The sequence below is a fragment of the Marinifilum sp. genome (genome assembly GCF_965230805.1).
Taxonomy (GTDB): Bacteria; Bacteroidota; Bacteroidia; order Bacteroidales; family Marinifilaceae; genus Marinifilum.
Map to the genome: position 1 here is coordinate 1,919,065 of NZ_OZ246019.1, position 22,830 is coordinate 1,941,894.

General features: G+C 34.2%; 21 protein-coding genes. 8 read left to right on the top strand and 13 right to left on the bottom strand.

The genetic code is table 11. The annotated features are described in order from the left end of the window. Positions 1-93: 93 nt before the first annotated feature. Together ACO05S_RS07615 and ACO05S_RS07620 are read left to right on the top strand one after the other, a co-directional pair. Positions 94-291, top strand: coding sequence for a hypothetical protein (locus tag ACO05S_RS07615; RefSeq protein ID WP_421920923.1), 198 nt, complete (start codon positions 94-96; stop codon positions 289-291). A 114-nt stretch (positions 292-405) separates the two neighbouring features. Then, positions 406-1,389 (top strand): acyl transferase, encoded by a 984-nt coding sequence (locus ACO05S_RS07620; protein WP_421920924.1) that lies wholly within the window; start codon positions 406-408, stop codon positions 1,387-1,389. Positions 1,390-1,500: 111 nt separating this feature from the next. On the opposite strand, the gene ACO05S_RS07625 is transcribed toward ACO05S_RS07620, so the two are convergent. The 3 genes from ACO05S_RS07625 to ACO05S_RS07635 form a co-directional block, all read right to left on the bottom strand. Beyond that, a complete protein-coding gene (locus tag ACO05S_RS07625; RefSeq protein WP_421920925.1) occupies positions 1,501-2,367 on the bottom strand; it encodes a DUF3108 domain-containing protein in 867 nt (288 codons plus the stop codon). 66 nt (positions 2,368-2,433) lie between these two features. Next, positions 2,434-2,745 (bottom strand): MTH1187 family thiamine-binding protein, encoded by a 312-nt coding sequence (locus ACO05S_RS07630; protein ID WP_421920926.1) that lies wholly within the window; start codon positions 2,743-2,745, stop codon positions 2,434-2,436. After that, entirely contained in the window at positions 2,745-4,622 is a 1,878-nt protein-coding gene (locus ACO05S_RS07635; protein ID WP_421920927.1) for an Ig-like domain-containing domain, read from the bottom strand. The genes ACO05S_RS07630 and ACO05S_RS07635 overlap by 1 nt, the downstream gene beginning before the upstream one ends. Positions 4,623-4,698: 76 nt before the next feature. Here ACO05S_RS07635 and ACO05S_RS07640 point away from each other — a divergent pair, with 76 nt between their 5' ends. The 4 genes from ACO05S_RS07640 to ACO05S_RS07655 all read left to right on the top strand — a co-directional run bounded on the left by ACO05S_RS07640 (position 4,699) and on the right by ACO05S_RS07655 (position 10,286). Beyond that, the gene (locus ACO05S_RS07640; RefSeq protein ID WP_421920928.1) at positions 4,699-6,003 is read left to right on the top strand and encodes a hypothetical protein; all 1,305 of its coding nucleotides are present in this window, start codon (positions 4,699-4,701) and stop codon (positions 6,001-6,003) included. 122 nt (positions 6,004-6,125) lie between these two features. Then, on the top strand, positions 6,126-6,491 hold the full coding sequence (locus ACO05S_RS07645; RefSeq protein ID WP_421920929.1) for a hypothetical protein: 366 nt from the start codon (positions 6,126-6,128) through the stop codon (positions 6,489-6,491). 316 nt (positions 6,492-6,807) lie between these two features. Next, positions 6,808-9,165 (top strand): TonB-dependent receptor, encoded by a 2,358-nt coding sequence (locus ACO05S_RS07650; protein WP_421920930.1) that lies wholly within the window; start codon positions 6,808-6,810, stop codon positions 9,163-9,165. A gap of 245 nt (positions 9,166-9,410) precedes the next feature. Next, positions 9,411-10,286, top strand: coding sequence for a hypothetical protein (locus ACO05S_RS07655; protein ID WP_421920931.1), 876 nt, complete (start codon positions 9,411-9,413; stop codon positions 10,284-10,286). A gap of 511 nt (positions 10,287-10,797) precedes the next feature. Here ACO05S_RS07655 and ACO05S_RS07660 read toward each other — a convergent pair. Further along, positions 10,798-11,256 (bottom strand): hypothetical protein, encoded by a 459-nt coding sequence (locus ACO05S_RS07660; protein ID WP_421920932.1) that lies wholly within the window; start codon positions 11,254-11,256, stop codon positions 10,798-10,800. A gap of 21 nt (positions 11,257-11,277) precedes the next feature. Next, positions 11,278-11,982, bottom strand: coding sequence for a hypothetical protein (locus ACO05S_RS07665; protein ID WP_421920933.1), 705 nt, complete (start codon positions 11,980-11,982; stop codon positions 11,278-11,280). 1,270 nt (positions 11,983-13,252) lie between these two features. On the opposite strand from ACO05S_RS07665, the gene ACO05S_RS07670 reads away from it, so the two are divergent. Next, positions 13,253-14,158 (top strand): IS982 family transposase, encoded by a 906-nt coding sequence (locus ACO05S_RS07670; protein ID WP_421920934.1) that lies wholly within the window; start codon positions 13,253-13,255, stop codon positions 14,156-14,158. 12 nt (positions 14,159-14,170) lie between these two features. Here the strand turns inward: ACO05S_RS07670 and ACO05S_RS07675 are convergent, their stop codons facing one another. From ACO05S_RS07675 to ACO05S_RS07695, 5 genes are all read right to left on the bottom strand, one after another. After that, positions 14,171-14,371, bottom strand: coding sequence for an amidohydrolase family protein (locus ACO05S_RS07675; RefSeq protein WP_421920935.1), 201 nt, complete (start codon positions 14,369-14,371; stop codon positions 14,171-14,173). Continuing rightward, on the bottom strand, positions 14,329-14,961 hold the full coding sequence (locus ACO05S_RS07680) for a hypothetical protein (protein ID WP_421920936.1): 633 nt from the start codon (positions 14,959-14,961) through the stop codon (positions 14,329-14,331). Before ACO05S_RS07680 ends, ACO05S_RS07675 begins: the two co-directional genes overlap by 43 nt. Next, entirely contained in the window at positions 14,958-15,797 is an 840-nt protein-coding gene (locus ACO05S_RS07685; protein WP_421920937.1) for a DUF4296 domain-containing protein, read from the bottom strand. Before ACO05S_RS07685 ends, ACO05S_RS07680 begins: the two co-directional genes overlap by 4 nt. Positions 15,798-15,864: 67 nt before the next feature. Further along, complete coding sequence (locus ACO05S_RS07690) at positions 15,865-16,617, bottom strand: ABC transporter ATP-binding protein (RefSeq protein WP_421920938.1); 753 nt, start codon at positions 16,615-16,617, stop codon at positions 15,865-15,867. Next, complete coding sequence (locus ACO05S_RS07695) at positions 16,614-17,354, bottom strand: MlaE family ABC transporter permease (RefSeq protein ID WP_421920939.1); 741 nt, start codon at positions 17,352-17,354, stop codon at positions 16,614-16,616. The genes ACO05S_RS07690 and ACO05S_RS07695 overlap by 4 nt, the downstream gene beginning before the upstream one ends. A 376-nt stretch (positions 17,355-17,730) precedes the next feature. On the opposite strand from ACO05S_RS07695, the gene ACO05S_RS07700 reads away from it, so the two are divergent. Next, positions 17,731-18,819, top strand: coding sequence for a mannose-1-phosphate guanylyltransferase (locus ACO05S_RS07700; protein ID WP_421920940.1), 1,089 nt, complete (start codon positions 17,731-17,733; stop codon positions 18,817-18,819). A gap of 570 nt (positions 18,820-19,389) precedes the next feature. Here the strand turns inward: ACO05S_RS07700 and ACO05S_RS07705 are convergent. The 3 genes from ACO05S_RS07705 to ACO05S_RS07715 are packed head-to-tail and all read right to left on the bottom strand — an operon-like array spanning position 19,390 to position 22,819. Continuing rightward, on the bottom strand, positions 19,390-20,457 hold the full coding sequence (locus ACO05S_RS07705) for a GntR family transcriptional regulator (RefSeq protein ID WP_421920941.1): 1,068 nt from the start codon (positions 20,455-20,457) through the stop codon (positions 19,390-19,392). Between the two features lie 20 nt (positions 20,458-20,477). Continuing rightward, positions 20,478-21,395 (bottom strand): substrate import-associated zinc metallohydrolase lipoprotein, encoded by a 918-nt coding sequence (locus ACO05S_RS07710; RefSeq protein ID WP_421920942.1) that lies wholly within the window; start codon positions 21,393-21,395, stop codon positions 20,478-20,480. A gap of 2 nt (positions 21,396-21,397) precedes the next feature. Continuing rightward, positions 21,398-22,819, bottom strand: coding sequence for a RagB/SusD family nutrient uptake outer membrane protein (locus tag ACO05S_RS07715; protein WP_421920943.1), 1,422 nt, complete (start codon positions 22,817-22,819; stop codon positions 21,398-21,400). Positions 22,820-22,830 lie beyond the last annotated feature (11 nt).

Here is a 22,830-nt window from a genome sequence, read left to right on the forward strand (position 1 = left end):
CTCCTTACGACATCTTCACATTAAAAATTCCTCAAAATAGCACGCTATTCTTTCCAAATTTTTAATGCAAATCTATCCCAAATAGAACTTTCTGTGGATAGAATTTTACGTCGAACTCACGTTATTTTAATAAAAGGTGAGGGAAAATTAGGAGGAGCACAGCACAACGAGAGAGCTCTAATTGTTGCCACTGAAGACAATACTATAATTACTTATAAGAATAATACCAAAATAAGAACATTGGCAAATGCGGGTGACTTTAAGCATGAAATAAGAGCCTTAAATCTTTAATCATGTTCGTTTCATAATAGGTATTTACTCAGAATACAGAATCAGTTAAAAACAGAAAGACATCCCAAAAATCGATTAACTTTGCAGCCGATGCAATTTTAAGAACTGGCATAAATGAACTGGAAGAACAAGATATTTTCGATAGGAAACGAAATTGAATTTGAAAAACTAGCATTAGAGATTTTTCAATACCAAGCGAAAAACAATGCTGATTATCGTGAATATCTTCAGCATCTGAAAAAGAACGTAAATCAGATCAATAGAATTATAGATATCCCATTTCTTCCCATAGAGTTTTTTAAATCCAGAAAAATTGTTTCTTCGAATCATCCTGCCCAAGAAATTTTTACCAGTAGCGGAACTACCGGCAAATTAACAAGCAGGCATTTTGTGTCGGATGTTGGTATTTACGAAAAAAGTTTTACAAAAGGATTCGAAGATTTTTATGGATCCATTACTGATTATTGCGTTTTGGCTCTTCTCCCTTCTTATCTTGAGCGTGAAGGTTCATCCTTAATCTACATGATGGAACACCTGATTAAGCATAGCAAACATTCTAATAGTGGATTCTACCTCCACAACCATGAAGAATTGATTCGAACCATTGCTGAATTAAAAAAATCGAAACAAAAAGTTTTACTATTGGGTGTAAGCTTTGCTTTGCTTGATTTGGCCGAAAATTATGAATTGGATCTTTCCGATATAATCATCATGGAAACAGGAGGAATGAAGGGCAGAAGAAAAGAAATTACCCGCGAGGAGCTGCATACCTTTCTTTGTGCCCAATTCAATGTAAACGAAATTCACTCTGAATATGGCATGACGGAGCTGCTTTCGCAAGCTTATTCGAAAGGGAATAGCTTATTCAAAACTCCAAATTGGATGAAGGTTATGATTCGTGATGCATATGATCCCTTTTCGTACGAAAAAACCGGAAGAACAGGAGGTGTAAATGTTATTGACTTGGCCAATGTTCACTCTTGTTCGTTTATTGAAACTCAGGATCTTGGTAAAATCCACAAAAATGGAAAGTTTGAGATCCTTGGCCGATTCGATAATTCTGACATCAGAGGATGTAATTTATTAGTGAACGAATAAGAATTCAAATTTTGGATAAAGCTCACTGCCAATTGTTTTTCAAAAGATCTGGTACATCTGTTTGCCTGTTGTAATAATGATTAAAAAATGGATTATTCATAAAGAACTATATTATTCCTGAATATTCAACTTTCCGTTGCGTCTTTTAAAGAAAGAATTCTTAGAATTGCGCAAGCCTTCGTACGAATCGAGAATACCTTTTACACTTCCAACCAAAACTTTGGCTTCAACTTGTATGGGAATTCGGTTGTTGTCGTTACTGAGCCAAACAGTCATGTCTTCGCCACCTTTAAACATGGTTCCCTGAACCAACAAAGGCGAAAACTTCAGGCTTTCAAATCGTTCGCCCGATTTTGTTTTAATGGTTTCCAAGCCTTTGTAGCGAATGTAGAGAGAGTGGATTTCGTTATCAACCAACATCGATAGCGGAATTTTATCGCCCTTTTTGTATTTGCTAAAATCCAGATTGCGTACATAGTAAGCCACAGACAGGATGTCGAAAGTACATGCTTTGTTGGCCAGAGTGTCAAATTTTACAGGCTTTTCTCGTTTCTGAATTTTCGATAAAATCGTGCTATCGGAGTAGTTGAACCAATATTCGTGATGCGCATGGTATTTTGCTTCGTGGGTTCTTCTATCGAAATAAAATGGCGATAAAGTTTCTCTATCAGCGTAAGCGCAAAGCGTATCACGTAAGTGAAAAAACCAATCGAATGCTTTAAGGTTTTTGCCCGTACCATAAAATTTGTATGCATCTTTTCCTTGGTATCGGCTATTTTCAATACTCAAGTTTACTTCTCCGGCAGCTACCCAAATAAAGCCCCAATTGTAATAACCACGGTATGTTAATTTTTCGCCGGACTCGAAAGCAAAATTCTTTTCGATGCATTGTGCGCTTGCCTTACTATTTACGATAAAAAGCAATAGTAGTACTATAGCGATTTTAACAAAAAGTGATGTTGAGAAGGGTGTGTACATGAACTGGACATTTTCAAATACATAAACGCTTACAGGTTTCAAAACACTGTCAGAAATTTATAGCCTTTATTTGTTAACTTTTCCGATTTTACCCTCTATGGCTTTCACCTTTGTTTTTAAGCGATTACTTTTGCCTTTTTGGCTATCAATATTCATAGAACAGTATATTCGATTCGAGTTCTCAGATAGAATATCATGCGATTTGTTTACAATATCTAATGCCTCGGGCATAGTATCTGTTTCAATTAAGGTTCCCATTGCAGTAAGCTGGTAGTTGCATCCGCTCTTGCGGATTAAATCGATCACTTTACTCACTTCTGAGCTTACGCTGTCACCCTTATCGGTTGGGAAAATAGCAAATTCAATCAGTACAGACATTATTTTTTCTTTTTGCGTTTGTTATTCTTGGCTTTTTGGTTAATCGCATCTTTCATTTCTTCGATGAGTTCATCTACTTGATCATGCAATTGGAACATTACTTCTTTTCTTGCGGGTATCACGATTTTATCTTCAACTTCCCAATTCGAACGCACTTTTATCTCTTTACGGAAATAAAACACTTGTTCAGGCTGAATTTTTTCTTGATAGTTTCCGGTATCCCAAACACCATTATCGTTGCGATCTTCTATTACCTTAAAAATATAAGTTTTAGGTTCCAGGTAATCGAAAATAACAGTCTGATCTGATTCGATTTTCTTGGTTTGAATTACTTTCTCGCTTTTTCCACTTTCCAGCAACTGTATCAAACTAGGGCCTTTAACACCTGACACATTAATAAACAACTTTCCATAATATTCAAATTCCCGGGTTGTTACTTTTCCTTGGAAAGAGTCGCTGTACAATCCATAAATGTTTTGGAATGCTGTTGAATCGATAACAATTTTATAACTGCTTTCGGATTGCCAGTCAACTATAAAATTGTATTGCAAAAGTTTGTTTGGATCTTTTTCAATCTTAAAATCATAAGGAATTTCCAAAGTATCATTCAGCTGATAAAAATGAATGCTATCATAATTGATCTTAGCCAAAGGTTCATCGAAGACAATTGGGATGTGTTTGTTCAAATCCTGCGATGAACTTGATTTAAAACTGAATTTATAGTGTGGTTTCTTAAGCTTTGCTTTTTTCTTTTCTTTCTTTCTTTTCGATGATTTAGCCTTTGCTTTTTTGGGGTCTTTAAAATTCAATTTTACGGTATCCTGAAAAAGGAATAGCTGGTTGGTTGTATCGGTTTTCAGGTATTGCAAAGCAGCCAATAAAGTATCTCTTTTGTAGATGGTAGAATCTGTAATCCAAAAAGAAAGTGTATCCTTTCGAGAATTAATTTCTGCCATAAACCAATCCGTATTTTCTTCGAAACCTACAAAATCAATCATCATACTATCGGTTCTTCTGGCATTAAATTCGAATTCAAGTTTTTCTCGTCTTGGTCTTTTATATCCCGTAAGGTATTGCAAAGGATTTTCTTCGTCGAACATTCTCATGTGAATATTGTTGGGCTCCAAAGCAGTTGCTTTCCTAATTACAATAGAATCGCCACCAATTGAATCCAACTGCTCATATCGGTGAGCCGAAGGAACAATCAATTCATCGAAATAAGCAATCATTTCGCCAGGTCCATTGTATAAATAATCCCTGTTTCCGTCAACAATTGCAAACAATTTGTAAGTACCTTCGCGTAGGTTATTCAGTTGAAAGTATCCTGCAGAATCGGTTAATGCAATATAATCGGGAATAATAGTTAGCGGCACCGAATCGTTAGTGTTCAAGTATGCCATCACCATCGATTTTTCAACTGGATTTTCGTCGAAGGCATTATCTACCTTTCCCTTTATACTTAAAGAATCAATCGCTTCACCTGTAGAGAATACAAATTGATAATCTCCCAAAGGATTCCTCTCGTTGTTATCAACAATACCATCGCTAAAATCAAGCGTGTAGGTGGTATTTTCTTTTAATTCCTCTTCTAATTTTATATATATCGATCTTCCTTTTAATTTTACCAAGGGAGCTTTTTTTAATGGTGGGGAAATCACAAACTTTTCGTTTATTTGCTCAAGCTGTACAAATTCGTTGAAAAATATTTCGATTTTACCCCCTTTAAAGTTCAAGGCATAATTTTCAGGCTTGGTTTCGACCACTCGTGGAGGAGTTTCATCAATAGGTCCACCAGTTGGGTTACCCTGATTTGCACAAGAATAAATTAATAAGGAAACCGATAATCCCATAAGGATATTTAATGCTATCTTTTTCAAATTAATTGGTTTTGATATTTGATAATGGCAACAAAATTACAAAGATTAAGTACAAAAATAGGTTAATAAAAGTAAAATGGTTGATTCATCTACATTTTCGATAGAAAACAGACAAAAAATTCTGGAAGAAGCTACCGCCAGCAAGTTTGATTTTGTATTTAGCAGTTGCGGCTTTAAAGAAGCTCTGTTCTGCCTATTGGCTTCGAGTTTAGGATTTAAATGTGCAATGTTCTGTGAAGAAGATTTTGAAATAGAACTTGACACTGTGGTTGATACTAAAAATGCGGTATTGAAACCCATAATCAATTTGCGCGAAAGATTTCCTCATTTGATTCTTCCTGATGAATATTTGCACGTTCAGAAAGAGAAAAATCGATTTGGCAGAATGTTCTCGAATACCATAACAGAAAAGGATCTTCCACGCTACGAATCGGCATTACAATTGGCAAAAGATTATTCTGTTGTTCTTGAAAGCGAATTTAAAATAAACGCCAATCGATTGTTAATGTCGATTATTAAATCGGCTTTTGCCAACGGGGTTAGCATTTTAAATCATGTGAAATGTGAATTAGAAAATGAAATAGAGCTGATTGTATCGGATCGACTAAATTTAATCTCCAATTCTTTTTCGATTCGTTACCATAAGCTTGTCGGTTTTGCGAGTGCAGAAAGAGAGCGGAGAACAGTACTTTACATCTACCTCGATAAAAATGGTATATTCCTGAAAAGAAGTTTAAAGTTTCATGTCCACAATAAACTGGTTCGTTTGATTCGATATCAGGACTATTTTCTGTTGATCTGCGAAAGCGAGGATATGAATCTTGATTTTATTAAAACCGTGTTGCATGAATTGAGTTCCATGTTTGGAGATGATGTCTCTTTTTGCGAGGATGATATTCTATCTTCTAAAATTGTTCAGGTGAATAGCAATTCAAATTTGAAAGATCAGCTTTTGGCTTTGGAGAAATTTTGCAAGCTGCATTTAGATTTATCAGGATCTCAATTTGTTGACCGATTGAATAAGTTTCTCATTATTGATTCAAACTTTGAAGGAAGAAAAGAGATTCAAGACTTGATAGAATTTGCTGATTTCAAATTCGATGAAGCCAAACAAACTGGAATTGAGCCGATTTCGTTTAAAAACGTGTTTTATCGCTTTGGGTCCGATACCGAACAACTTACCGAATTGGCTTACGAGTGGAGAGCAAAATATGGTCCCGGAGAAAAATTGTGGCAGAATGTTCAGTTGTGGTATCTGTACCAGCATGAAATGATTTGCAGCATATATGATTATTATGCACGAATTGGCACTATCGATAATGCCAATCAATCCAATTTAATTATTGATGAAGAGGTAATGAACAGTTGCCTTTTCGTATAAGTGCCAAAAATATGTTTAAAAACATACTAATTGACAATTATACCTACATTTAGGTATTGTTTACTATTTATGCTCAATCTATTTTTGTGCGGTAATACAATAATAAGCACAAATTGTAGATTTTGAATTTGTTCCAGAAATATAAAACCGCAGTTATTTGCATTCTAATTCCAGCATTCTTATTGCTGGCAGGCAATGCTGCGTTTAACTGGCATGTTCATAAAAATGATCAGGGACAATTAATTGTTCATGCTCACCCTTTTAAAAGTGCAAATGCTAATTCAAACGGAAATACTCACAGTCACCAGTCAAATGAGTACTTTTCCATTCATCAAATTACCAACTTCTTTTTTCTTCTTGCAGCTATTTTTATTGTTGCATTCGAATCAAAAGAGATTGTCGATGTCTCAAAAGACTATAGCTATCATACAAAAAAGAGTCTTTTGCAGAGTCTTCTGCCTAACCGGGCACCTCCTGTTTTATCATAGTTTTTTTTGTTTTTTGGGTTAAAACTGAACTTGTATAAAGTTTACAGGTTTTATCATGAGTCTTAAATTGTTTTGAGAATTTTGAGTTTAGTCAAGTTAAAAAATAGAGGTATGACTATTGTCACGGCTATAGTTTTTAACGAAGAATAGACTTTAAAGAACCATAGAATTTACTTATTTCATGTTAAAACTGGAAGAAGTTGCTCCTGTAATTCCCTATTCAGTCGAAAAGTATTCTAGCACCCCAAAAATTATTTAATTCTATGTTCCTATTTTGAAAATACGATAAATTTCACATATCAATAATTAAACTGTAATGAAAACAACATTAAAAACTTGCTTAAGCGTATTGCTTATGGCATTATCTCTTGTATCAATTGCTCAGCACAAAAGGACTGATGCAAATATTTATGGACATGTTCTTGCAAATGGCGATCATTTGCCTTTTGCAACCATTTGTATTGAAGGAACAACAATTGGAACTACCACCGATGAAACGGGTCACTTTCAAATTGTGAACCTTCCTGTTGGTAAAGTAAAAATCAAAGCTCAATCTCTTGGTTACAAGCCAGAAGTTAAAGAAATAGAGATTGTATCAGGAAAATCAATTGAAATCAATTTCGACTTAGAGAAAGATGTTTTAGGTCTTGAGGAAATTGTGGTTACCTGTGACAGAAATGAAACCAACAGAATTGAAGCTTCTACAATTGTAAATACCTTAACTCCAAAACTATTTACAGCTACTCAGTCGGTTACTTTATCAGAGAGTTTGAACTTTGCTCCTGGTTTAAGAATGGAGAACAACTGTCAGAACTGTGGTTTTACACAGGTAAGAATGAATGGTATGGAAGGTCCTTATTCACAAATTTTAATTAACAGTCGTCCCATTTTTAGTGGATTAGCTGGGGTTTATGGTTTGGAATTAATGCCAGCCAACATGATTGAACGTGTTGAAGTTGTTCGTGGCGGTGGATCTGCCTTATATGGTAGCAATGCAATTGCAGGAACAGTCAACCTAATCTTAAAAGATCCGGTAAACAATTCATATGAATTTGGAGCTAGCAGCAGTTTAATTGGTGTTGGAGTTGACGGCGCTGACGATCCTGCAGAAGATTATACAGTAAGTATGAATACTTCTTTGGTATCTTCAGATAGTAAAACAGGTTTGGCTGTATATGGCTTTTATCGTGACAGACAGCCATTTGATGCAAATGATGATTCTTACTCAGAGATTTCTTTATTGAAAAATACAACTATAGGATCGAGATTGTTCCACAGATTTAGTGCACGTAGCAAAGTATCTCTTGATTTCTTTAATATCAAGGAGACTCGTAGAGGTGGTGATAAGTTCAGCTATGTAGAGCATGAAGCTGGAATAGCTGAGGCATTAGAACACGATATCACAACAGGAGCTCTAACTTTTGATCAATTCTTTAGAGAAAAAGATCTGTGGTCGGTATATGTATCAGGACAAAAAGTCGATAGAGATTCTTATTATGGTGCAGAGCAATCCTTAAGCGACTATGGTAGTACAGAAGGATTTACTTACACAGTAGGTTCTCAGTACAATGCTAATTTCGAAAACTCAAACCTTACTTTAGGAGTAGAAAATGTTGGAGAGTGGCTGAAAGATAAGAAGTTGGGGTATGCAGATCTCGACAATGCTTTCGAAAATGGGGAAGGTGAAATTGTAATTCCACATACTGATAATACAATTGTTGCGGATCAGGATAAAAATACTGTAGGTATTTTCTCACAATACGAAATGGATTTTAACAGATTAAGCGTTTCTATTGGAGCTCGTTTCGATCACTACTCGGTAGAAGACAAATATCACAGTCACGGTGGAAAGGAAACAGGAAATGTATTTTCTCCGCGTGTAACTTTAAAATATGATATTAAAGAGCATTTACAAGCTAGAGCAAGTTACTCAAAAGGATATCGTGCTCCGCAGATTTTCGACGAAGACCTTCATATCGAGACTTCAGGTTCAAGACAAGTACTTCATGAAAATTCTGATGATTTAGAGCAGGAAACAAGTCACAGTTATATGGCTTCTCTAGACTTTAACAAGAAAATTGGAAATACTTTCGTTGGATTCCTTGTTGAGGGTTTTTATACAAAACTTGACAATCCTTTTGTTAATGAATTTGGTGATCCAGATGCTAATGGTACTGTAATTTATACACGTGTGAATGCCAAGGAAGGTGCTGTTGTAAAAGGTTTAAACATGGAATTAAATTTTGTGCCAAGTGATAAATTCTCGATGAAAGGTGGATTTACTTTACAAAGCAGTAAATACGAAGAGGCACAAGAATTTGATGAGAAGAAATTCTTCAGAACTCCTGAAGAATACGGATACTTTACTTTAGATTGGAAACCAACTAAGAAATTGGGTATTTCATCAACAGGAAATTATACAGGTTCGATGCTAGTACCTCACTATGATACTGTATTAGAGGAATCTGATTCATTCTTCGATTTAGGAATGAAGTTCCGTTACAACATCAAGTTGAATGGTGCAAAACTTCAGTTATACACAGGTGTTAAGAATATCTTCAATTCGTATCAGGATGATCATGATCGTGGAATTGATAGAGATCCTGCATATATATATGGTCCATTAAACCCAAGAACAATTTACTTCGGTATTAAAATTGGAAACTTATTGTAGAAATATTCTACATAGACATATTATAAAAACTGTGGGTTAGTTTTAACGGAACTGTTACATTTTATGGCAGTTCCGTTTTTTTATGCATCAGTTTTTGACTTGGTATAATAATTGCCCAATGCTTTAATGTGAATTCTGTAGAAATCAAAAATTATGTCCTGATTACATGATGGATACAACGATTTTTTAAAAAAGATAAGTACATTTGCACGAAACAGTAAAAAGACTGAATTACCACAGGAGATATGGAAAACGAGAAGAAAGATAAAATTTACAAAGGAGTACTAATTGGATTAGGAATTGTTTTGATAGTTGTTGCAGTAATGTATTACTCAGAACATCGCGAAAACAAAAGATATATTGGTGAGATAACAGCAGAGAAAGTAAGCTTGCAGAATGAACTGCAACTGCTTTCGGCCGATTACGATTCTCTACAAACCAGTAACGATACGTTGAATGTTCAGCTAAAAATGGAGCAGGAAAAAATCGCTGAGCTTCTGGAAAGAATGAGAGTTTTCCGAAATAACTCATATGCCGAGATTAACAAATACAAGCGGGAGTTAGGAACATTAAAAGAAGTTTTAAGGGACTATATTGTTCAAATTGATTCTTTAAACACCCGTAATCAGCTGCTAACAGCTGAAAATGTTAGGGTGAAGAAGCAGATAAATTGGGTAAAGGAAAGAAACCAAAAACTTGAGGAGTCTACAGAGAATATGAAAGAGGTGATTAGTAAAGCTTCTGCTTTAGACGTTGCCGCTTTAATTTGTGAACCGATTAATAAAAAAGGAAAAACGGTTAAGAAAATTACCAAGACTGTTAAGCTGAAAACTAGTTTTACCTTGCGTAAAAACATTACTGCATCAACAGGTGCAAAAGAAATTTTTGTGCGTTTAACTCGTCCTGACGAAGTGGTTCTTGGCAATCCACAGAATCTTTTATTCGACTTCGAGAATACCAAATTGGTTTATTCTGCAAAACGCGAAATCGATTATGAAGGAGACGAGTTGGAGGTAGCAATTTTCTGGGATAATGATGGTAGCCTTGTTGCCGGTGAATACAAAGTGGATGTATTTGCAGAAGGGAATCACATTGGAAATGCTAAGTTTTTACTGAAGTAGAAGATTCTGCAATAACCATAGATCAATAAAGCTTGCTTTTTATGGCAGCTTTTTTTTTGCACAGTGTTTAGCTGATAACAAAAAAGCTTATGAATAAAAGTCAATAGCTAATTTTTACCTGCATTTACGATCCGAATAAAAGCATTTAAGTTCCGAATAGAACTATTTGGCTTGTAATTATAAAATAATAGCTTCTCTAAGCTAAATCGCGGCTCATGTAAGCAAAACATTGAGGTATCTCAACCTAAAAGGCCACTTAGGAAATCTAAAATTTACCTTGCCGAACCTCAATAGATACTTCGGGAACCTAAATGGATGATGAAAGAACCCAAACGAATGGTTATGGAGCCTAAATGGATGTAAACAAGCTGAATTTAAAAGGTATGGATTGGAGTTCTATTAGTGAGATACCATTATGGAAAGACATAATTATTACAGATTTGAATTAAAAATCTTTAAAGAACATAAGGATATTTTGAAGAATTTGATGGAATTGATTGAACAACTCATCTTATTTAAAGATCGTTCTTGACCCAAAGGCTCTAAATCCGACAAGAATCGAAACACATCCACTTTCAATCTCATATTTACCCGTATTTTCGGGAACCAATACACGAATAATAAAGTCATCCGTGCTTTCAACCATAAAATCCCATATGTTGGTATAATCTTCGTCAGCATTATCGTACAGCAAATTGTATTCAGTATCGAATAATTGAAAGTGCAAGTTACCCAATTGATCTTCTCCTTCAACAAGTATTCTGTATTCCTGGTCTTTGTAGAAAGTTAATTGAAGTTCTGCCGTTTCTCCTTGCGATAATACAGCATTGTTTAATTGCCCGTTAAATGTGTAAGGATTAAGCTGGGGAATACATTCTTTCTTTGTATACTCATTGCATTGCGCCAACGAAACATGTTGCAAAGCTACAATGCAAGTGGTTATGATGCTAAGTCTTATTAATATCTTCATAAGTAGTAAGTTTTGTGGCAGCTATAATTCGGTAAGCTTTGCTCTTATTCGATTGTTAATTTTGTAAATGCCCTTAATCGTTTCGTTCGAAGCTGTAAGGGTCACTTTATTTTGAATTATTGTTTTTCCATTTTTCGATTTTACACTCGAAGGTGTTTTTTTAAGCTGTTCAATTTCTCTAAACTTGGCATCCAATTCTTTTAAATCGGGAAGTACTTCATTTATTTTGGGGTTATTGCGATATTGGTTTAACAAACCAATTAAATTTCTCACAGAATGCTTTTGTTCTGCTATAAGACGAACCAACTCTTTTTGAGGGTGATTAAGATCGATAATATTTGTTGCCAAGTATAGTGTTTCAATCCATCCCCCAAATACAATTAAAGCGGCAGTACCACCACGTTGATTTTGTTTTAGGTAACTATCTGATCTGGTAAAAGTTTCTGATATAATATTTAGGAGCGAATCTTGATTTTCGATATTGGCTTCAACTCGCTGTGCAGTAATTTTCTCTTGTTCTTCAGGAATCCCCAACTCTCGAGTAAATTTTTTAATAATCGCAAGATATCGCGCTGCATCCTGAAATTGATTGTAAATGCGAATGTAACTTAAATCAGCACCATAAATACCAATATTAATGGCCATATCCGCTTGGGTCAAATAGTTGTCGGCATTTTTGACTGAATTCATTAAATCAGGTTGATAAGGCAAATTCATTTTCTTCATCAAGTCTGTTACTTGCAGCGGACTGGGAACATTATAGAACAGATTTTTAACTTGACTAAATTTCTGCGGCTTTGAAAGTTTATTTTGAACCGAAGTGGAATTTGAATTGGCTTTGCTGTTGCACGAAAAGCAATGTATGGAATTTGTAAAAATCAGTAAAAGACAGATTATTCCAATGTTTATTTTTAACATAGTTGATATAGTTTCTCTTGATTTAGAAAAGGTAAAGAGCTTAAAGTTATACTTTTAACACCAATAAGCAAGCAAAAAAAGAAGATATCCAACCTTCTGTAAAAAACTCTTAAGCTGAAGAAACAATTGGGAACATCTGCCGTACATAGCAAGTTACAATAAGGATTTTGACATTAACCTGAATACTTGTAGCAAGATGAAAAATTAACAGAAGTTCTCAATAAGGAGTAAATTTTTGACTTAAACCTTCCGAAATCGTAATCAACACAACATGCAGAGCAATCAAATGCAAGTGCGAACAGAACAAATGCAGTGGTTTTTGATACAAAACAAGCTGCGGACACATTTAAACCATCTGAAATCGAAATCAACACAACATGCAGAGCAATTAAATGCAAGTGCGAACAGAACAAATGCAGTGGGTTTTGATACAAAACAAGCTGCGGACACAATTAAACCATCTGAAATTGAAATCAACACAACATGCAGAGTAATCAAATGCAAGTGCGAAAAGAACAAATGCAGTGGGTTTTGATACAAAACAAGCTGCGGACACAATTAAACCATCTGAAATTGAAATCAACACAACATGCAGAGTAATCAAATGCAAGTGCGAAAAGAACAAAAGCAGCGGTTTTCTAGAAATCACAAAAAATTTGTAGAGATTTTAGCAAAAATAAGTTAGAATCCTTTGGCTATTCAACTGGTATTACACTGATTGTAAACCAAAAGTTTCTGTATGCAGTATATTGAGTAATTGATACTGCGTAATTGATTTGACATTTTAAGAATCAAAATGATTTGTATTTTATTCTCCTATTGATTGTTTACAATTTGATGGAGAAAATACAAATCAATACAAAAAGAATTAATGATTGCAAGAAAATAGATTGGTTTACCAGATGTTTTGAAATGCAATTTGTATAAACGGGAATACTGCCTTAGGCCCTTTTTAAATACTTAATTAACGTGAGTTCCATGTAAGAAAAATCAGATCAAAGTAAAAAAAGAATAAGGCATTGTTTATATTTAAGTTTCTGATATTTAAATATGTATCAAACAAAAACCTTATTCTAAGATGTTGTCTAAACTTACAGAAATTTTTTATTTGGCAGATGAATTTTGCAAAGAATTTGAACAGGCCAGACAAGGACATGTTTTAAGTCTTGAAACAGGGATAAACAGGAGAAAACGAAAGTTTAAATTGTCAGATAGTGAGGTGATTACTATTTTGATATTTTTCCATTTGGGACAGTACAGAAACTTAAAACACTTCTATCTAAACTACGTCCAAAAGCATATGAAAGAAGAGTTTCCGCAGACGGTATCCTATAATCGCTTTGTGGAGCTACAGAAGAAGGTCTTTCTGCCGATGAGTGTTTTTCTTCAAACTTGTTGTCTGGGTGAATGTACAGGCATCTCCTTTATTGATTCAACGCCAATAAGAGCTTGTCATATCCGCCGGGAAAAGCAAAACAAGGTATTTCAGGGTATTGCAACAAAAGGGCAGTGTTCCATGGGTTGGTTTTATGGCTTTAAGCTTCATATTGTCATCAACGACAAAGGAGAAATCATAGATTTTCTATTCACTCAGGGGAATGTAGATGACAGGTCGCCATTAAAGAACAAAGACTTCCATGACAAACTATTTGGAAAATTAATAGCCGACAAAGGTTATATAAGCAAAACACTCTTTGAGCAGCTTTTCGTAGATGGCATACACATGATTACTAAAATTCGAAAGAATATGAAGAATTCCCTTATGCATATCAATGACAAGATCTTATTGCGAAAAATGGCTTTGGTTGAATCTGTTAACGATGAATTAAAAAATATTTGTCAGATAGAACATACCAGACACAGGAGCTTTGAAAATTTCCTTGCCAATTTAATCTCGGGATTAATAGCATATCATTTTTTGCCAAAAAAGCCCAACATTAACGTCGATATTGTTGAAAATGTTAACCTTAACAAAGTAGCTTAGCTCAAACTCACGTTAAATAAGAACTTTTAATTCAGCTTCGTTAGATAGTTGCTGCTTTGTAAAATCAATACCCGAAACAATATTTAATCCCGGGCTTTTTCCAATTTCCAAAGAGCCAAAAACATTGTCGATGTTTAAAAATTTGGCAGCATTTAAACATGTCCATTTAATTATTTCCCAGGCAGTAAGATCGAAAACCGAGCTTGAATCCATTTCATCTCTTCAAAAACAGATAGCTTTTGGTGAGTACCAAGTGATCCGGTACCAATACAAATATGATTGGATGTTTTGGGAAGAATTGAATTTTCTTTTAAGGTATATCGGTTAATCAAAGTAAAGGAGTTGGAGTTTTCTTCCTGTTCATCTAATCCTAAGGATAAATTCCTATTGGAGTCAGAAAAATAAATTTTAGATTTCATTTTTTGTGGAGAACAATCGGGATGAGGATATAAATCTAAAGCAGCCTTTGTTCCATAGGCTTCAAGATGATTAATTGCTCTTTGAACAGATTGCAGATCGGCTTTTATTATGGATATTTTTGCACTTAAGTTTGAATAAAAATCACCACTAATACAGTCTGTAAAATCCTTGCCTAAAAAATTACTGTATGAAAGAAGTGTAAACGCATCCACAAATCCAGGAACGATTACACCACTATAGAATTCAAGGTTCTCAATCTCCTTGAATTTATTTTTAGTATCGATAATATCAATGATTTTATTTTTATCATCAAGGACTATGATTCCATTTTTTAATGGAGCTGAGCTTACCGGAAAAATATAGTTTGCAGTTATTTTTCTCATCTTGCATCATAATCGTGCAACATCCTGTCCCGACTCAAATGTTTTTCTATTTCATTCTCAATTGCGGCAGTATCCGGTTTCATTTCCGGATTATAAATCTTGATATTTTTGATATCATATTTTTGAGTAAATATTTTCAGATCATTCTCCCAACTAAATAAATTTCCTCGCAATTCAGTATAAATAGTATCAGGATATTCAAGTTGTATGGAATAGGTTTTGAAAATAGAGTCTTTCTCAATCATTTTAGGATCAAAATGAATTTCTTGAGGTCCATTGATGGTATCACTTTTCCAGAAATAAGCTTCCATCTTTGGATTAAGAGTTTGGTCTTTACTAAAAATTCTGATGTCCGCAGATATTGTATAAATTCCTCTTTCCTTTATCGGGATTCTAAATTGAAAATTGAGTTTTCTATTATTTGAAATACTATAATTGTCCTTTCGCTGCCACAAATTAATTGTGTCCTGTTCAAGCTTTGCATTTTTAATATCAATCCGATATTTAGTCTCCAGCCTGTTTAGTGAATCAATCACCTTATCGTATATCTTTGTAAAATTTGATGTGTTATCGGCATAATAGGCTACACATGAATCAAACTCATCGGGCTGAATACCATATTTTTCGTAAATAGAATTGTAATAATAACTAGGGCGATAATTCTTACCGGCACGATAAATATTCTGAGCTGACATGGTTCCATCTGCAATATGAATATCAATCAGCATATGAATAAATTCTTCCTGATTTAATTTTGGTTCACCCTTTTTTTCTTTTGAGCAGGAAAAAAGAAAGGCCAGTACGGCGGCAATAGCAATTATCAATACTTTGTTCATCGAAAACTTAACTGGTTTGTGTGGCAAAGATAACAAATGCTTGCTTAATCTTTAAGTTCAGCGGTAATCAGGTCGATTTTTTAATCTTTTTAAACAAATCGGAAGCAAATACAAAATCGTTTAATGTAGAATTATCGGTATTAAAAATCTCGTATTTAGTGCCTTCCCATTCATTAAATCCTTTGCTGATGAAAAGAATTTTCTCTCCAATTTCCATAACCGAGTTCATGTCGTGAGTATTTATGATTGTTGTAATATTAAACTCTTTGGTGATCTCCTGAATCAAGTTATCAATTACGATTGCGGTTACCGGATCCAAACCCGAGTTAGGTTCGTCGCAAAACAAATATTTAGGATTTAGGGCAATAGCCCGGGCAATGGCAACTCTTTTTTGCATTCCTCCGCTTATTTCAGCCGGGTATAAATGATTGGCATTGTTAATGTTTACTCTGTCAAGACAGAAAGCTACTCTATTGTTTTTTTCTTTCTCGGACATTGTGGAGAACATTTCTAAAGGAAATTTTACATTCTCCTCTACATTTAAGGAATCAAACAGTGCCCCTCCTTGAAAAACCATTCCCATTTCCTTACGAATTTCTTTTTTACCTTTTCGATTCAATTGTGTAAAGTTCCGATCATTATAGAATATTGCACCATTATCTACCTCATGTAAACCAATTATCGATTTTAAAAGTACAGTTTTTCCCGAGCCACTTTGTCCGATAATTAAGTTCGTTTTCCCCGATTCAAATGTAATAGAGATATCATTTAAGACTTTTAAATTACCAAACGATTTATTTACGTTTTCGAGTCTAATCATTTTAAGAGAATTTGAGTAAGTATAACGTTAGCCAGTAAAATTAAAATACTGCTGTTAACAACTGCTTTGGTACTGGCTTTTCCAACCTCCAAAGCTCCACCTTTTACGTAATATCCATAATATGATGGCACGGCTGTAATGATAAAGGCAAATACAACTGTTTTAATTAAAGAATAGCTAATATAGTAAGGAATAAAACCATATTGTATCCCATAAATAAATTCGGAAACAGGCACCGTTCTGGTTAAAAGACCTGCCGATAATCCACCAAGTATTCCAACAAATACACTTAGAATATACAAAAACGGGTTGATAAAAATTGCAGCTACAATTTTAGGAAGTATTAAATAATTGGCTGAATTGATCCCCATTATTTCCAAAGCATCTATTTGCTCGGTTACTCGCATTGATCCGATTTCTGATGCAATATTTGATCCCACTTTACCGGCAAGTATCAACCCAACAATAGTAGATGAGAACTCTAATAGCATCGATTCTCTTGTTGTATATCCAACCAAATAATCTGGTAATAAAGGATTAAGCATATTGTATGCTGTTTGCAGGGCAATAACAGCTCCCATAAACAACGAAATAATAACAACAATGCCAATGGAATTGATTCCCAACTTATGAATTTCTTTTACAATTTGGGTAAAAAAAAGTTTGCCCTTTTCTGGTCTGGAAATAACCAGAAGCAGAAATTTAAAGAATTTGCCGATGTGTTCAAAAAGAGTCATAAATAATCTTGTTTACGATAAAAGTACAAATAATTTGCTTATTCCAGCGGCTACTTAATTCATGCTAAGGAATACCAGCATTAACCTGAAATAAAATGGCTATAATATCCAAAATTTGATTTAAAATATCCGTCACTGAATGTCAGTTTTAAGAGCTTTTTCTTAAAAGTTTTTAAAAAGTATGGGTTATTTTAAAGTAAAAATTACATTTTGAAAGCATCTGACTGCTTTTGGCATCAATTTTCTAAAAAATCAATGCAATCGGTAATAATTTTTTGAATAAAACTTAGCTTATAGCTTAACATTTTTTGAATTGAACACGGATTTCTGTATTTTAGGATAACTTATATTTAAATGCAAAATATTAAAAATCAGTATGAATACTAACAATTACTGCGTTATCATGGCAGGGGGAGTCGGTTCTCGATTCTGGCCATTAAGTAAAAATTTACGACCCAAACAATTTCTTGATATTCTTGGAACAGGTAAAACATTGATTCGACATACTTTCGAGCGATTTTCGCCGGTTTGTCCTGTGGAAAACTTTTTAGTAGTAACCAATGCCATCTACAAAGACTTGGTGCTAGAGCAGATCCCGGAACTGAAATCGGATCAAGTCTTGTTAGAGCCTTTGAGAAGAAATACAGCTCCTTGCATTGCTTATGCAAATTATAGAATTTTAAAGCGAAACAAGAATGCCTCGGTTGTTGTAACTCCCGCCGATCATTTAATTCTGAATGAAGTAAAGTTCCTTGAAGTATTAAAGGAGGGAATCAACTTTATAAAGGATGTAGATAAACTGATGACTTTGGGAATGCAACCAACCAGGCCAGAAACGGGTTATGGTTACATTCAGGTAGGCAAAAATTCAGTCGAACAATCAATGGACATTTATCCTGTAAAGACTTTTACCGAGAAACCACATTTTGACTTGGCTAAGATTTTTTATGAATCCGGGGAATTTTTCTGGAACTCTGGAATTTTCTTGTGGTCTTTACAAGCCATTCAGAATGCGTTTAATACATTCTTGCCCGATGTAAGTGCTTTATTCGATTCTATTTTTGAGGATATTGATACGGAAAATGAGCAGAATGCAATTGACAAAATATATCCTGAATGTCAGAATATATCGATTGACTATGGTATTCTGGAAAAATCAGATAACGTATATGTCTATTGCACCGAGTTTGGTTGGTCCGATTTAGGAACCTGGGGATCGATGTACGAACATTCTGCTAAAGATGATAACCAAAATGCAATTCAGGGAGAAAACGTAATGATTTATGAGTCGAAAGATTGTTTGGTAAACGCACCAAACGAGAAGCTGGTGGTTGTTCAAGGTTTAAAGGATTGCATTGTGGTAGACACTGAAAAGACCTTATTAATTTGCCGTAAAAAAGATGAGCAAGAGATTCGAAAGTTTGTGAATGATGTAAAAATCGCAAAAGGAGAAGAGTTTATCTAAAATTGAATAGATACACCAAGTATGATTATTTGGACCTTGCTGTTTCTGACCGATAATATGGAAGAACCAATAAGGGTGACTTATAAAAGAACGAGGATGTCCAAAATTGTGATATCCTCTTTTTTGATGCAATTGTCATCTCTGAAAGAACGTTTTCTTACCAAACTGACGGATTGTTAATCTGAGTTCAATTAAAGTTATTCGCCGCATAAAGGCAATATCAGTAAAAAACTGTGACAATTTTTTTAGTCACGCTAAGATTATGAGTTGCATTTGACCTTCCTCTCTCTCGAAAGAGCATTCTGACAATAATTTGTCACCTTTTTTCTTTGAAGACATATTTGCTATGTAAAAATTCAGAATACGTTGTGAAACTAGCATTTTCTTACGAGCTATAGTGTTTTTGCGATGTTATATATGCAATTTTATAATAGATAGTATTTTTATGCTGTGTATAATATTTAATTTCTATATAGAAAATCGATTCATACAACGCATAATATTCTTGCTTTCAACTTTTTTTATCAATGCTGACAGAATTAAAGGCTTATTTTTTAATTGGTATACAATTTAAAGTGAGCTGCGTCTAATCAATCGGGACTTGTTTTCGATTAGATTATTTTTTGAATTCAGAACCAAATCGGCCAAAATCTTTCCCATTTCCTTAAAGTCGGTACTAATTGTTGTAATTCCATCTGCAACAACCTCCTTTAGTGGAGTATCGTTATAGGAAATAATTCCTAGTTCGGAACCTATTTCCAGTTGCTCTTTTTTGGCTTCTTTCACAAGGGTTACCAAATCATTGTCGTTTGGCACAATATATACTTCTCCTGAACAAATTTTACGTTCTTTTAAAGAGTCGATAACCAACATTCTCCATTGCTCCTGATATTGACTTGCAAATATTTTAAATCCTTTTAATTGCCCAAGAGGTTCCTTGCCACCAGGATATACGAAATAGATCTTTTTATATTTCTTCAATAAATCCACCCCTGATTCTAAAGCAGTGAATACGTCTTTTTCGAAATTTTGGTAAACAGCAGGGTAATGTCTTTTTAGGGTTGAATTGGTTTGGTCTAGGATATAAACTTGATTCTGAGGCAAATCTTTTAATACGCTATAAGCATCGTTAAACTTGGCAGGCATTATAACATACGAGGTATATTTTCCATTATTGCTTTCAATTAATTCTTTAAAAACGGATCTATTAAAGTGATGAAAGTAAATATCGACAATTGCTTTATCATTTAAGTTCTCAATAAAAGAGTTGTAAAGAATTTCTTTAAAAACATTAAATTCTTCAAAAAGCAAAAAAACATTCTTTTTAAACTGAGTGGATGTGCTAGCCAAATAATACCCTTTACCAGGAACAGACGAGATAACCCCTCGTACTTTAAGTTCGTTAAATGCAACCAAAACGGTGTCTCTGGATAAACCAAACTCCTTACAAATTGAATTTATTGATGGCAATCGATCTCCAACAGAAAGCTGTCCCATGTCGATTGATTGCAGTAAAGAGTTGATTAATTGCTTGTACTTTGGGGTTCCTGATTCAGTGTCAACCTTAAATATCTCAGATGGCATCTCAATTGAATTAAATTGTATATTGTAACTTAATGCAAAGGTAATAAAATCCATACCGATGCCAACCAGTTTGTCTATGGTTGATTGATTACATCCTTGCTGACGGGCATTCTTTTTTGTATTGTATCTCTTAAATCATCAATATCTAATTCGAATTTTTCGAAGTAGTATTTTCTAATTAAGCTCAATTTTTGTCTTATTAATTCTCGTCCCTTATTAATTCTTTTGCATGAGTCGGGTTCCGAGAATAAATCACATTCCGAATCTTTTAAAAAAGTGGAATTAAAGTAAGTGGAATCCAATACCAGATATCTTGATGTTAATTCTGCAAAGTCCTCATACTGATTTTTTGTGCCGTATGCTGATACCATACCCCTTATGATGGCATCGGACAGCGATACTCCTTTCTTCCAACCTTCACCCAAGTATCCATCCGAGGAAATTTGATCGTATTCTTCGGGTAATCCATGATTCTGATACACTATATGGCTAAACTCATGATGCATATTAATTAAAACATCATCTAACCAAAGCCGATCCTCCAAATCATACGAGTTTAAATTCATCAAACTTATTCTAGCTCCACTCTCGGCATACCCTTGGATTGTATCTCCATTACCATTGTATATATACGAACCCAAATACAATAACTCTTTGGGCATATGTTCACGTATAAACTTCTCGGAGTGGATAGATAGAAGAATAAATGGTTCAATCCATAAATTTTCAACCAACTTTGTAACTGGAATTACCAAATTCTCATGAATTGAATCAGCAGTTTGACCTTTACTTAAATATTTTTGATCCAACCGCCAACGAATTGCAGTTCCGTATTCTTTAAGGATATTTTCGCGCAAGTATATATCATTCGGATGCTTTGATAAAACAATCTCCGGATCAATATAATTAACTTTTTCACCATTATCACATGATATTTTTATTGCGAACAATGCAAGAATCAAAATATATGGAAATAATGGCTTCAATCTCATTTTTATCTGGGGTTTGGTTGTAATCCATTTGTTATTACCGATTGTGGCAATTGTATTGCAGTTCTGATATCATTGGGAATTAACTGAAATTCATTCTCATTTAAATCTATATGAGCAACCGGTATCTCAAATCTTTTGATATCGAACCATCTCAAGCCCTCATCAAGAAATTCCTTTCTTCTCTCATCAAGCAAGAACTTTATCATAGCATTTTTAGTATCTGCTAAAGAATAAAACTCCTTTATTTGCTCAACATTCAGGATACCTCCATTTTTATACCTCTTGTCTGCCAGCGTGTGATAATCATCTAATGCCTTCTGATATTCAGCTTGCATGATGTAAGACTCCATTCTATTCAAAAGAACCTCTTCACCCCTAAGCTCGCTTTGAATGAAATATGGATAACCTGTATTAGAAGTCACATATCGAAAAAGTTCGTTGTATTTGGGAGCAACCGTTGCTCCAGATATATGATCCCATTGCTGATTTCTAATGTCATCCTCTTTCTGAATATTGTTTTCAAAAATATTTATAAAGATGTCTGTATTACTTCTGTAGCCATAGTTTACTCTCGCATAAAAGGTTTCTTTTCGCATAACTAAAAGGTTAAAAATCTCGTTAACATCTGAATTTTTAGCTGCCATATCACTAAAGCTTGTTCCTTTGTATATTTGAAAAAGATCTCGAACGTAAGCAGAAGGATTCTCTTCCAAAACTAAATTACAGTACTGCAAACATTTTTGATAATCCTTTTTATATAAGAAAAACCGAGCAGCAAAGGCATATGCTGCCTTTCTTGTAAAATGATATTTTTTTGAACCAATAAAATAGTCATTCTTTAACCATGTTAAACCTGTTGTAAGGTCATTTTCAATTTTCTCGTACACCTCCTTTACCGTACTTCTCGAATATTTTTTAAACAACTCATCTTCTATATCTTCTACGTAAGGAATTCCCAAGTCCTTATCGGCAGTATTTGCATTATAATGTTTAGAGAAAATATTTAGCAATATAAAATGATTATAAGCTCTGGAAATTAAGGCTTCACCTCTTATTGCAGATCTTAAATCATCGTCGCCATTAAGTTTATCAATTACAGCCAGAGCCTCGTTACAATGGGCAATTGCATAGTATGCATTTTCCCAAAAGAAGGTTGGTGATTCCTGAGATTCGTATGAATCCATAGGTGCCCATGTAAAAGCTTCTGTCATATGATCTCGTTGCAAATTACCTGGAATAGCCACAACATTATCCGTCATCCACTCCACAAATAAATAAGTTCCTTGGTTATAGGAATTTGCTATCAGCATGGATGCATCTTCAACAGTTTTTAACTCTTGTCTATCGTCAGGATTTTCGTCTAAGAATGAATCACAAGAAAACAAGTGAAAAGCAGATAACAATATAAGCAAGCGCCTTTTCATCAAAACAAATA